Here is a 12,485-nt window from a genome sequence, read left to right on the forward strand (position 1 = left end):
GGTGCGGGCAGGTGCAGGTGCGGAACGCGCCCGCATGGGCGCCGTCCCGTGTGCCCACCCGTCCCGCCCCAGCGGGACGATTGCCCACACGGGCGCGGGGGCGGCGCCCCTCGGGCGGAGAGACCGGTTCGGCCTACCGTGGGCGCATGGGAAACGCCGTACGGTTGTCACCGCCCGCCTGGCTCACCGCCGGTCTCCGCCCCCAGCCCACCCCCATCCCCTGGCCCGCCGTCGCCCGCGCCGCCATCGCGCTCGCCGCGCCGCTCGCCGTCGGGCTGGCCGCCGGGCAGCCGGCGTACGGCGCGCTCGTGTCGATGGGCGCCCTCTCCGGCGTCATCGGCGACACCGCCGACGCGTACCGCATGCGGATCTTCAACATCGCCGTGCCCCAGCTCTTCGGCGCCCTCGGCGTCACCCTCGGCACCCTCGTCTTCGGCCAGGGCTGGCCCGCCGTCGCCGCGCTCACCCTCATCGCGCTCGTCTCGGGGATGATCTCCTCGATCGGCGCCGTCGCCTCCGTCTCCGGCCTGCTGCTCCTCCTCAACGCCGTCGTCGGCGCCGGCCTGCCGATGCCCGACCCGTGGTGGAAGGCCCCGCTCCTGCTCACCCTCGGCGGGGTCGTCGTCCTCGTCCTCACCCTGCTCGGCTGGCCCCTGCGCGGCGGCCGGCCGGAGCGCGCCGCGGTCGCCGGCACGTACCGGGCGCTCGCCGAGCTCTTCGAGGCCGCCGGCAGCGACGCGTACGACGACAGGCGGCAGGCGGTCACCGCCTCGCTCAACCAGGCGTACGACCTCGTGCTCGCCCGCCGCGCCCGCCAGCACGGCCGCGCACCGACCCTCGTGCGGCTGCTCGCCCAACTGAACGTGCTGATCCCGCTCCTGGAGGCCGCGCCCGCCGCCCACTTCGCGGCCCGCCGCTTCCACCGGCCGCTGCCGCCGGAGATCCCCGCCGCCGTACGCGCCCTCGCCGACGCGGTCGAGGAGGGCCGCACCGGCACCCCCGAGCTGAGCCTGCCCGAGGCCCACCGCCCCTCGGAGAAGGCCGTCGACGAGGCCCTGCGGTACGCGGCGACCGTCGTCCACAAGGCCGAGCCGCTCCCGTACAACGTCGACGACCGGCTCGGCCGGCCCGCCGCCCTGCGCGTACGGATGCGCCGCACCGCCCGCAACGTGCTGCTGTCCGGGGCCTCCTGGCGCTACGGCCTGCGGCTCGCCCTGTGCATCGGCCTCTCGCAGGCCCTGGTGTCGCTGATCGCCGTGCCCCGCTCGTACTGGATCGCGCTCACCGTCACGTTCGTCCTGAAGCCGGACTTCGGCTCGGTGTTCTCGCGGGCGGTGCTGCGCGCGTTCGGCACCGCCGCCGGACTCCTCGTGGCCGCGCCCGTCCTCGCCGCGGTGCCCCGGGGCTGGTGGGACGTGCCGGTGATGCTGGCGTTGGCCGCGCTGATCCCGGCGTTCTCGGCGAAGGGGTACGCCTTCCAGACCGCCGCCATCACGCCGGTGATCCTGCTCCTGTCCGACCTGCTCAACCACCAGGGCTTCCACCTGGTGCTGCCGCGCCTGTACGACTCGCTCATCGGCTGCGGCATCGCGCTGATCGCCGGATACCTGCTGTGGCCGGAGTCCTGGCACACCCGGGTCGCGGACCGGCTCGCCGACGCGGTCGCGGACACCGCCGCGTACGTCCGCCTGGCCTTCGCCCCGGAGGCGGACGGCGGTGACGCGGGCGGCGGTGACGCGGGCGCCCGGCACCGGGCCCGCCGCAAGCTGTACCGGGACATGTCCACCGTACGGTCGGAGTTCCAGCGCGCCCTGACCGAGCCGCCGCCCGCCGGCGACCTGGCCGCCGCCTGGTGGCCGCTGGCCATCGCCGTCGAGCGGATCGTGGACGCGACGACCGCCGCCCGGATCCGCGTCGACCACGGCGCCCCGGCCCCCGACCCGGCCGAGGTCGCCGCCGTGGAGGGGCAGTTGCGGGAACTCGCCGAGGGACTGCGCTCCAGCGACGTCCTGGTGGAGGTGCGGGCGGACCTCGGCGGCGACGAGAACGGCGTGCTGGCCGCCCTGCGCCAGGAGGTACGGGCGGCACGCGCCATCGCGACCCCCGACCGCGACCGGGAGCGAGAACGGGAGCGGGACCGCGACCGGCAGCGGGACCGGGACCGCGCGTCGGAGCCGTAAACCTCGCCAAAGGGGCGTACCGAAGCCCTTACCGGCGGTTGCGGAATCCAACCCTCCCACCGCCGTTACCGGATCCCACGCGTACGACTACGATGCGCTCGAATTCACCGTGATCCACGCCCCTCCCCCCGCCCCGAGCGACCTGGTGGCACGGTCACTTCACCCTGCGCCGTCCCTCCCCTCCCCCCTCCTCCCCCCTCCTCCCCACCTCGCCCCCACCCCTCCCGCGCCCCGAGGACACCGCCATGCGCACCACCCCCGGCAGAGGTCTCCAGCCCAATGCCCTCGGCACCTTCGACACCATCGTGATGGCCGTGGCGGGCAGCGCTCCCGCGTACTCGCTCGCCGCCACCACCGCCGTCCTCTTCGGCGCGGTCGGACTCGCCGGGCCCGCGGCGCTGCTGTACTGCGCGATACCCATGCTCGGCATCGTCCTCGCCTACGCCCGCCTCGGCCGGATCGACGTCAACGCGGGCGCCGGCTACTCCTGGGTGGGCCGCACCCTCCACCCGTTCCTCGGCTTCCTCTCCGGCTGGGCCCTGGTCTTCGCCGCCACCGTCTTCATGGTCGCGGGCTCGCTGCCCGCCGGCTCCCTCACGCTCTCCCTCTTCGACCCGGCCCTCGCCGAGAACACCGCGCTGTCCTGCGCGGTCGGCGCCGGCTGGTTCCTGATGATGCTGTGCGTCGTCCTCGGCGGCGCGCGCCTCACCGTCCGGGCCCAACTCCTCATGACCGGCGTGGAGATGCTGATCCTGGTCGTCTTCGTGCTGGCGGCGCTGCTGCACCGCGGACACGCCACCGCCTTCGACTGGTCGTGGTTCGGCCTCGGCCACTTCGGCGGCGCCTCCGGCTTCGCGTCCGGCGCGCTGATCGCCGCCTTCTACTACTGGGGCTGGGACGTCACCAGCAACCTCAGCGAGGAGACCCGGGACAGCCGCCGCACCGCCGGTCTCGCCGCCCTCGTCGGCATCGGCGTGGTCTTCCTCCTCTTCGAGGCGTTCACCGTCGCCGTCAACGTGCTGCTGACCGCCGAGCAGATCGAGCGGGGCGGCGCGAACGTGCTCGCCGTGCTCGGGCACGAGATCTGGCCGGGCGTCGGCGGCAAGCTGCTGATCCTGGCGGTGCTCCTGTCGACGGTCGCCACCCTGGAGACCACCCTCATCCAGGTCACCCGCTCCCTCTTCGCGATGGGCCGCGACCGCGCGCTGCCGGCGGCGCTCGGCACCGTCCACCGCCGCTGGAACACCCCCTGGGTGGCGATCGTGGTCGTCGGCGCCGCCGCGCTCGTGATGTTCGCGGCCGCTGCCGCCGCCGGCTCCGTCGAGCAGATCCTCGGCGACGCGGTGAACGCCATCGGGCTGCAGATCGCGTTCTACTACGCCCTCGCGGGGATCGCCGCCGTCGTCGCGTACAAGGGGCTGCTGCTGACCTCCGTACGGGACTTCGTCCTGGGCGGCGTGTGGCCGCTGCTCGGCTCGGCGTTCATGCTGTGGGCGTTCGTCGAGTCCCTCGGCGAGCTCACCACGGCCTCGCTCGTGATCGGTCTTGGCGGTCTGGCCGCCGGAGTCGTCCCGATGCTCGTGTACTGGCGCAAGGGCAGCGCCTACTACCGCCCGGCCCGGCTCGACGCGGCCCGGGTGCTGGCCGCCGCCGAGACCTTCGCCTCGCCCGACTCGCCGCGCGCGCGACGGGTCGACGAGTCGCTCGCGACCGACTTCTGACCCCACCCCTACGCGTCGTGCGCGGTGCCCCCGGCCGCTTAACCCGCCGACACCCGCCGACACCCGCTGACACCCGCTGACACCCGCTTCTGACGGTCACCACCGCACCTGAGGGAGGTACCCGGATGGCCGCGCTGCGCCGCCCGTCCCGCTCCGCCCGCTCGAACCGACAGGGCCGGTTCACGCCGGACTTCGACCCGGACTTCGGCGACCGGGCCCTCACCGAGGCCCGGCACGACATGGTCATCGGCCGCTGGCAGGGCGTACGGGACCTGCTGAAGGCGACCGGTGAGGACTGGCCACGCCGTACCCACCGGCTGCGGCTGCTCTCGCACGCCGCCGCCGGCAGCTCCACCGTCGAGGCGTGGCGGGCGGCCGAGCCGGGGAACCCGGACATGGCGGTGCTGCGGGCGGCGACCGAGGTGGTACGGGTCTTCGACGCGGCCATCGCGGCCGGCCGGGGCGCCGCGCTCGACCGGGGCAGGATCGACGCCTCCGTCGACGCCTGTCTCGCCGCGGCGGCGGCCGCGCCCGCCGACCCGATGCCGTGGGTGTCGCTGCTGTCGGTCGCCCGGCTGTACGAGGGCGGGGTGCCGCGCCGCCAGTTGCGCCACTGGTTCGACGAGCTGCGGCGCCGCGACCCGTACAACACCGAGGGCCACACGCAGGTCCTGCGCTACTGGTCGGCCCGGTGGCACGGCACGCACGGCGCGATGTACGACTTCGCGCGGGACGCGGCGGGCGTGGCGCCGCCCGGCTCGCCGCTGCCGATCCTGGTGCAGATCGCGCGGGTCGAGGAGTACCGCTACATCGCGGACGGGGCCCTGGGCCGGGGCCCGGTGCGCGGCTTCGACCAGCACTGGAAGCACGAGCTCGCGGTGACCGAGCTGCGCCGCACCCACGCCCGCTGGATCGGCGGCCGGGAGCCGGGTGCGCCGGTGCGCCCGGAGGAGGTGGCCGAGCTGAACTACCTGGCGCACGCCGCCTGTCACGCCGGCGAGGCCGGGGTGGCGCGGGATGTCCTCGGGCTGCTCGGGGACCGGGCGGCGTGGGTGCCGTGGGTGTACACGGGCGCGCCGGAGGAGCAGTTCACGCGGTTCAGCGAGGGACTGGGTGCAGGTGCGGGGGCGGGTACGGGGGCGGGTTCGGGGGCGGGTTCGGACGCGGGGGCGGCGGGCCCCGGGACGGGCCCGGGGGCGGGCTGAGGCCCGCCCCCGAAGACCCCGCGCGGGCGGGTCAGACGCCGATGTCGCGGCCGTCGGCGCGCCAGACGGCGACGACGGCCGGGCGGACGATCTTCCCCGGCCCGTCGGGCCAGGTGGAGGCCGGCTTCTCGACGGAGGCGCCGTCGATCTCGCCCGGGTGCTGCACGGCGACGACCACACGGCGGTCCTGGATGATCGGGCCGCAGGTCTCGGCGCCCCTCGGCACCGTCAGGAACTGCTTCAGCTCACCGCGCCGCTCACCGCGGGTGGCCACGCCGAACAGGCCGTCGTGCGAGCCGAGCTGGTTGCCGTCGGTGGAGATCCACAGGTTGCCGTGCGGGTCGAAGGCCACGTTGTCCGGGCAGGAGATGGGGCTGACGTTCTCCTTGGGGAAGCCCGCGAAGTAGGTGGCCGGGTCGTTCGGGTCGCCGGCGACGAGGAAGAGCCGCCAGGCGAAGCCGTCGCTCGCCGGGTCGTCCCAGTGCTCGGCGAGCTCCAGGACCTGGCCGTGCTTGTTGAGGTTACGCGGGTTGGCCTCGTCGGCGCCCGGGTTGGTGCCCTTGCCGCGGTTGGAGTTGTTGGTGAGAGCCACGTAGACGCGACCGGTGCGCGGGGACGGCTCGACGTCCTCGGGGCGGTCCATCTTGGTGGCGCCGACCTTGTCACCGGCGATCCGGGTGAAGACGAACACCTCCTCGGCGGTCATGCCTGGCACGTGCGAGACGGCCCCGTCGGGGCCGGCGGTGGCGAGCGGGATCCAGGTGCCGCTGCCGTCGAACTCGCCGTCGTTCGGGAGCTTGCCGGTGCCGTCGATGTCCTGGGGGCTGTCCCCCGTCAGCCTGGCGACGTAGAGGGTGCCCTCGTCGAGCAGGGTGAGGTTGTGCTCCCGGGCCTTGCGGGAGGAGCCCTTCATCATCCGCTTCGAAGAGACGAACTTGTAGAAGTAGTCGAAGCGCTCGTCGTCGCCCATGTAGACGACGGGACGGCCGTCGGCGGTCAGGCGCGGCTGCGCGGCCTCGTGCTTGAAGCGGCCGAGGGCGGTGCGCTTCCTGGGGGTGGAGTCGGGGTCGTACGGGTCGAGCTCGACGACCCAGCCGAAGCGGTGGACCTCGTTGGGCTCCTGCTTCAGGTCGAAGCGCTTGTCGAACCGCTCCCACTTGCGCTCGGAGGCGCCGGTGCCGACGCCGTACCGCTTGTCGGTCGCGCTCGACCCGTTGGCGAAGTACTGGTTGAAGTTCTCCTCGCCGTGGAGGGTGGTGCCCCACGGGGTGGTGCCGCCCGCGCAGTTGTTGAGGGTGCCGAGGACGGTGCGTCCGGCCGGGTCGGCCGAGGTCCTCACGAGCGCGCCGCCGGCGGCCGGGCCGGTCAGCTCGAACGCGCTGGTGGTGTGCAGGCGCCGGTTGAGGTGGTGCCGGGTGACGGGCGTCAGGCGGCCGGTGCGGTGCTCCTCCTGGACCACGACGACCGACAGGCCGTGCGCGGCCCAGGCGATCTCGACCTGCTCGCGGGTCGGGTTCTCCGCGTCGTAACCGCGGAACATCAGGACCTCGTCGGTGTACTCGTGGTTGGCCACGAGCACCTGACGGTGCGGCTCGCCGCGCAGCGGGAGGAGCGAGAGGAAGTCGTTGTTGTAGCCGAACTGCCCGGCCTGGGCGCGGGCGGTCTGGTTCTCCGGGTCGAAGGCCGGCGCGCCGCGCAGGATGGGCTCGCCCCAGCGGATGACGACGTTCTGGACGTAGCCGGAGGGGACGGTGACCTGGTCGGCGGTGTTGGGCGCGACGGCCTCGAAGCGCAGGCCGCGGGCGCCGGTGGGCTTGTGCGCGGGGTGGCCGGGGTGGCCGGGGTGCGCCTCGGCGGCGGGCGCGCTGCCGAGCACGGCGGCCCCGCCGGCGGCGGAGGCGACGGTCACGACGGCGGCGGCCCGCATCACGGAACGGCGCGAGAGCGCCCCGGCTATGACGTCGCCGACGTACGCGTTGTCACTGGTGTTGGGCACCTCCTGGAAGCAGGCGTCCCCGCACCGGAACCGGCAGGTCATGGCGGAACGGCCGCCTCCGTGTGAGTGGTTGCTCAGCATCGGCAGCAGTTTGCGCACTTCGTCCTCCATGGCTTCGGCTTTCGTCCGGCGGCGACGTTATGTGCGCTCATCTGCACGGTGGCGGCGATGGAGTGAACGCACGATGAATGCACGGCGTCCGGGGGCGCCCGGGTCGTAGGGCCGGGGGAGGGTGGCCGCTAACCTTACGTGTCCGCCCTGGCCAGGGATGAAGGACGCATACGCACCCAACTCATGCGAAGGGGTTCGCCCATGGGTATTCGGAGTTTGCTGCGCAAGGTATTCGGCCGCGACCGCGCGAACATCGCCGAACCGGACGTCCCGGCAACCTCCGTCCCGCCCCAGGCCGACGCCCCGGCGCCGGAATCGACGACGAGCGAGACGGTCTCGGCGGGCGCGGCGGCAGCGACGGAACGCCCGGCGGGAACCTCCTCCCCGGAGTCCCCCTCCGACCCCGCCGCGTCGGCGGCCGAACGCGCGGCGGCCGACCTGGTCGCGGCGGCCTTCGACAACCCGAAGATCCCACCGGCCCGCAGGGCGTCGTCGGCGGCTGAGCGGGGGGCGACGGCTGAGGGTGAGGCTGACGGGAAGGCCGAGCCCGCCGCTGGCGGCACGGCGGACGCCGAGGCTGAGGCGAAGGGCGAGCCCGTCGCCGACGGCGCGGCAGACGCCGGAGCTGACGCTGAGGTCGGGGCCGAGGTCAAGGCCCAGGACGAGGCTGGTGCGACGGAGGCGCAGGCCGAGCCCGCCGCCGATGGCACGGCGGACGCCGAGGCGGAGGCGGCCGCGGCGGCCGAGACCAAGGCTGAGGCGAAGGCCGAGCCCGCCGCCGATGGCACGGCGGACGCCGAGGCGGAGGCGGAGGCGGAGGCGGCTGCGGAGGCGGCTGCGGCTGCGGAGGCCGAGCCCGCCACCGACGCCAAGGCGGACGCCGAAGTCGAAGCGACTTCGGAGACCGAGGCAGAGGCCGCGGAGACGGTCACCGCCGACACCGCTGCGGAGGCCGAGGCGGCGGACGCCGACGAGACCTCGACCCGCGCCGCCGACGCGCCGGAGGCGGAAAGCGCCGCCGAAGCGAAGCCCGCTCCCGCCGCCCTGGAGGAGTCCGACGGCACGGTCGAGGAGTCGTCGGCCGTCGCCGCTGACGCGGAAGCCGCAGACGACGCGCCCGAGCCGTCGGCCGCCCAGAGCGCCGAGGCCGACGCGCGTGCGGACGCCTCCTCGGCGAAGGAGCCACGCTCCGAGACCGCAGAGGGAGACGACGCCGACGCGTCCGAGGACACGCCCCCGGCAGAGCCGCAGGCCGACGCTGACACGTCGGAGGACACCACCCCGGCGGAGCCGACGGCTGAGTCGGCCGCCCCGGCGAAGGCGGACGCGGACGCGGCCACCGCCGCCGACGACACCGCTGCCCAGCCCGCCCCGGCCGCGACGGGCGAGCCCGACGACGTCACCCAGCCGGAGCCCGCCCTGGCGGCATCCGCCGACGAGCCCGCTGCCGTGGCCGCCGAAGCGGACACCCCGGAGCCGGAGGCCACCGAGCCGGCCGCCGCCCAGAGCGGCGAGGCCGAGGCCGAGGCGCATGCGGACGCGTCCCCGGCGGGGAAGCCGCGCTCCGAGACCGCCGCCGACGCCGACGCCTCGGAGGACACCACTACGGCAGACGCGGACGCGCACGCGGATGACACCGCTGCGCAGCCGGAGCCCGCCCTGGCCGCGTCCGCGTCCGCGTCTGCCGGGCCGGGCGACTCCGCCGGCCCCGCCCTCACCCTCCCCCGCCTGAAGGCGGACGCACCCCACCTCGTCGACGCCTACAAGGCCGCCGGCGCGGTGCTCAAGAAGCAGGGGCTCACGGGGGCCCGTGCGGCCGTGTATCTCGTGGTGGACCGGTCGGGGTCGATGCGGTCGTACTTCAAGGACGGTTCCGTGCAGCGGCTCGCCGAGCAGACCGTGGCGCTCGCCGCGCACCTGTCGGAGGACGCCGCCGTCACCGCCGTCTTCTTCTCAACGGAGATCGACGGCACCGCCGAGCTCCGTCCCGCCACCACCACGCCCGACCGCGTCGAGACGATCAACGCGGGCCTCGGCCGGATGGGCCGCACGAACTACCAGTGCGCGGTCGAGGAGGTCCTCGCCCTGCACGAGAAGTCGGCGGACCCGACCCGGCCCGCCCTCGTCGTGTTCCAGACGGACGGCGCGCCGGAGTCGAAGACGGCCGCGACGCAGGCGCTGACGGACGCGGCGGACCGCCCGTACGCGACGCACTGGCGGTTCACGGTGTGGGGCGAGGAGGACACCAAGGCGTTCGACTACCTCCGTAAGCTCGCCACTCCCCGTACGGGTGTCCACTTCGCCGGCCCGGCCCCGGTCGAGACCCCGCACGCCGCGTTCTACCGGGGCCTGCTCGCCGACTGGTCCCTCTGACCGCACGCACCGCACGCACCGCACCGCACCGGGCCCCGGCGGGCTGACCGCCGGGGCCCCGGCTTTTAACCGTGTGAGGAGCGCTCCTCCCGGCCGTTAAAATTCGCACCATGGCGGCCACTGGATCAGAGAAGCAGGGAACGAAGGCGTTCTACGTCTCGACCCCCATCTACTACGTCAACGACGCTCCTCACCTGGGCCACGCCTACACGACCGTCGCAGGCGACGTGCTCACCCGCTGGCACCGCCAGCGGGGCGAGAAGGTGTGGTACCTCACCGGCACGGACGAGCACGGTCAGAAGATCATGCGCACCGCGGAGGCGAACGGGGTCACCCCGCAGGAGTGGTGCGACAAGCTCGTCGAGGAGGCGTGGAAGCCCCTCTGGGAGCACCTGAACATCGCGAACGACGACTTCATCCGCACCACCCAGAAGCGTCACACCGACCGCGTCCAGGAGTTCGTGCAGGACCTGTACGACAAGGGCGAGATCTACAAGGGCGGCTACGAGGGCCCGTACTGCGTGGGCTGCGAGGAGTACAAGCTCCCCGGCGATCTCATCGAGGCCGAGGACGGCACGAAGCTGTGCCCCGTCCACAAGAAGCCGGTGGAGATCCTCAAGGAGGAGAACTACTTCTTCAAGCTGTCCGCGTACGGCCCGAAGCTGCTGGAGTTCTACGAGGCGAACCCGGGCTTCATCCAGCCGGAGTCGGCCCGCAACGAGGTCGTGAACTTCGTCAAGCAGGGCCTGGACGACCTGTCGATCTCCCGCTCGACCTTCGACTGGGGCGTCCCGGTGCCGTGGGACGACAAGCACGTCATCTACGTGTGGATCGACGCGCTCCTGAACTACGCGACGGCGGTCGGCTACAACGAGAACCCGGAGAAGTTCGAGGAGACCTTCCCGGCGAACGTCCACCTCATCGGCAAGGACATCCTCCGCTTCCACGCGGTGATCTGGCCGGCGATGCTGATGGCGCAGGGCCTGCCGGTCCCGGGCCGGGTCGCGGCGAACGGCTGGCTGATGGTCGGCGGCGAGAAGATGTCGAAGTCGAACCTGACCGGCATCAAGCCGCAGGACCTGACCTCGCACTTCGGCGTGGACGCGTACCGCTGGTACTTCCTGCGGGCGATCGCGTTCGGCCAGGACGGCTCCTTCTCGTGGGAGGACTTCTCCGCCCGCTACACCTCCGAGCTGGCCAACGACTACGGCAACCTCGCCTCGCGGGTGGCGGCGATGGTCGGCAAGTACTTCGGCGGCGCGCTGCCGGCGTCGGCGGCCGACGGCGACGCGGAGAAGGCGATCCAGGAGGGCCTGGCGAAGGCCGTCGCGGTCGCCGACCGGAAGATCGGCGAGGAGCTCGACTTCCAGGCCGGCATCCTGGCGATCTTCGACTTCGTGAAGCAGGTCAACGGCTACATCACGGAGCAGGAGCCCTGGAAGGTCGCGAAGGACGAGTCGGAGGAGGGCCGGGCCCGCCTGGCGACCATCCTCTACACGGCCGCCGAGTCCCTCCGCGCGGTCGCGGTCCTGCTGAACCCGGTCATGCCGGAGACCTCCCAGAAGCTCTGGGACTCCCTGGGTGCCGAGGCCGCCCTGGGCGCCCTCGCCACCCAGCCCGTCCAGTCCGCCGCCACCTGGGGCCGGCTCCCGGCCGGCGCGACGGTCACGAAGGGCGCGGTGCTCTTCCCGCGTCTGGAGGACCCGAAGAAGGACTGACCCCCTCGGTCCCACCGACAACCGAAGGCCGCCGCCCCCACCGGGGACGGCGGCCTTCGCCGTCCCCGGCGACCTGACAGACAACCGTTCCTCCGTTGCGACCGGAAACGCCGCCCTGTCAGCATCGTGAGCTCACACATCCGTGGGCGAGCGGGGGGACGGGGACGCGCGTGCGGACAGAAGAGACGACGACGTCGGAACGGACGGCAGCGGAAGCCCGGCACGACTTCGCTGTGCTGCTCGGAGAGTTCCGGCGCACAGCAGTGCTGGTGCCCGAGGATCCGCACGGAGCCCTCTGGTCGGCCGAGCACGGCGGCGTGCGCTGGATCTGCGCGTTCTCGAACGAGGAGACCCTCGCACGCTTCGCACACGCACAGGCCGAGCCCGGCCGCGAGTGGACCTACCACACCGTCCTCGGTGCCCGGCTGCTCGACGTCCTCGTACCGAAGCTGGCGGCGCTGGGAACGCCGGCGGGCGTGGCCCTGGACGCGGGCAGTGCGGACGGGGCGTTGTTCCCGCCGGTCGAGGGGATCGTGCCCGACGCGGCGGTCGTGGATCTCGGGGGGAGTGAGCGATGAGCGGTGACGATCCGGATCTCCAGGCGTCCGACGACGCGCTGGCACAGATCGCGAAGGGGATCGACAAGGCGCACGGGGAACTGAAGGGCCTGTCGATCGGCCAGGTGGCCGTCACCGGCCGCGGCTTCTCGAGGCTCGCCCTGAGCGGCGTGCAGCTCGGACATCAGGGGCTGGCCGAACAACTGCAGACGTTCTGCGAGCGGTGGGGCTGGGGAGTGCGGGACCTCATGCAGAAGGCGAACGGGTTCACGGCGGCGCTGGGGCTGTCCGCCGGAGCCTTCGGCGAGCAGGAGCGGTACGTCGAGGACACGTTCAAGATCGTCATGAACGCGGGCAACGGCAACCCTCATCTCTCCGAGGACGAGGTCAAGAAGAAGAGCTGGGACGAGCTCGAGCGGCAGTCCCCGTTCGACGGCGCCGACTGGAGCCCGGAGTCCTTCTCCCAGGCGCAGGGCAACGTCGAGCAGACCTGGCGCGACACCGCGTACGACGTCCGGGACGGGATCCTCGGCCCGCGGGTGGAGGCGCGCATGCGCGAGCAACCGGCACCCGCGGAGGAAGCGGACGGCCGGGCACAGGAACCGAACCGGGGGGATCGCTGAC

At 73.4% G+C, this 12,485-nt stretch carries 8 protein-coding genes; 7 read left to right on the plus strand and 1 reads right to left on the minus strand.

Annotation, left to right across the window (positions count from 1 at the left end):
- The first annotated feature begins 146 nt into the window (after positions 1–146).
- From ABZ135_RS11885 to ABZ135_RS11895, 3 genes are all read left to right on the plus strand, one after another.
- Positions 147–2,180, plus strand: coding sequence for an FUSC family protein (locus ABZ135_RS11885; RefSeq protein WP_356694454.1), 2,034 nt, complete (start codon positions 147–149; stop codon positions 2,178–2,180).
- Positions 2,181–2,425: 245 nt separating this feature from the next.
- Entirely contained in the window at positions 2,426–3,901 is a 1,476-nt protein-coding gene (locus ABZ135_RS11890; RefSeq protein ID WP_356694456.1) for an APC family permease, read from the plus strand.
- Positions 3,902–4,026: 125 nt separating this feature from the next.
- Positions 4,027–5,106 carry a hypothetical protein gene (locus tag ABZ135_RS11895; RefSeq protein ID WP_356694458.1) on the plus strand — a complete coding sequence of 360 codons (1,080 nt, stop codon included), beginning with the start codon at positions 4,027–4,029 and terminating at the stop codon, positions 5,104–5,106.
- Positions 5,107–5,137: 31 nt separating this feature from the next.
- Here ABZ135_RS11895 and ABZ135_RS11900 read toward each other — a convergent pair whose 3' ends face one another.
- On the minus strand, positions 5,138–7,201 hold the full coding sequence (locus ABZ135_RS11900) for a PhoX family protein (RefSeq protein ID WP_356694768.1): 2,064 nt from the start codon (positions 7,199–7,201) through the stop codon (positions 5,138–5,140).
- 213 nt (positions 7,202–7,414) lie between these two features.
- Here ABZ135_RS11900 and ABZ135_RS11905 point away from each other — a divergent pair, with 213 nt between their 5' ends.
- The 4 genes from ABZ135_RS11905 to ABZ135_RS11920 all read left to right on the plus strand — a co-directional run bounded on the left by ABZ135_RS11905 (position 7,415) and on the right by ABZ135_RS11920 (position 12,484).
- Positions 7,415–9,586 carry a VWA domain-containing protein gene (locus ABZ135_RS11905; protein WP_356694460.1) on the plus strand — a complete coding sequence of 724 codons (2,172 nt, stop codon included), beginning with the start codon at positions 7,415–7,417 and terminating at the stop codon, positions 9,584–9,586.
- Between the two features lie 110 nt (positions 9,587–9,696).
- Positions 9,697–11,304, plus strand: a complete 1,608-nt coding sequence (metG, locus tag ABZ135_RS11910; protein ID WP_356694462.1) for a methionine--tRNA ligase — start codon at positions 9,697–9,699, stop codon at positions 11,302–11,304.
- A gap of 170 nt (positions 11,305–11,474) precedes the next feature.
- Positions 11,475–11,882 (plus strand): SseB family protein, encoded by a 408-nt coding sequence (locus tag ABZ135_RS11915; RefSeq protein WP_356694464.1) that lies wholly within the window; start codon positions 11,475–11,477, stop codon positions 11,880–11,882.
- Positions 11,879–12,484, plus strand: coding sequence for a hypothetical protein (locus ABZ135_RS11920; RefSeq protein WP_356694466.1), 606 nt, complete (start codon positions 11,879–11,881; stop codon positions 12,482–12,484). Before ABZ135_RS11915 ends, ABZ135_RS11920 begins: the two co-directional genes overlap by 4 nt.
- Position 12,485: the final 1 nt, after the last annotated feature.

Source organism: Streptomyces sp. NPDC006339 (genome assembly GCF_040612775.1).
In the GTDB taxonomy this organism is placed as follows: domain Bacteria; phylum Actinomycetota; class Actinomycetes; order Streptomycetales; family Streptomycetaceae; genus Streptomyces.

What these genes read in the sequence shown, in the direction of transcription:
- ABZ135_RS11920 (WP_356694466.1), top strand. Translation starts at nt 11,879, where the DNA reads ATGAGCGGTGACGATCCGGATCTCCAGGCGTCCGACGACGCGCTGGCA.
- ABZ135_RS11890 (WP_356694456.1), top strand. Translation starts at nt 2,426, where the DNA reads ATGCGCACCACCCCCGGCAGAGGTCTCCAGCCCAATGCCCTCGGCACC.
- ABZ135_RS11885 (WP_356694454.1), top strand. Translation starts at nt 147, where the DNA reads ATGGGAAACGCCGTACGGTTGTCACCGCCCGCCTGGCTCACCGCCGGT.
- metG (WP_356694462.1), top strand. Translation starts at nt 9,697, where the DNA reads ATGGCGGCCACTGGATCAGAGAAGCAGGGAACGAAGGCGTTCTACGTC.
- ABZ135_RS11895 (WP_356694458.1), top strand. Translation starts at nt 4,027, where the DNA reads ATGGCCGCGCTGCGCCGCCCGTCCCGCTCCGCCCGCTCGAACCGACAG.
- ABZ135_RS11905 (WP_356694460.1), top strand. Translation starts at nt 7,415, where the DNA reads ATGGGTATTCGGAGTTTGCTGCGCAAGGTATTCGGCCGCGACCGCGCG.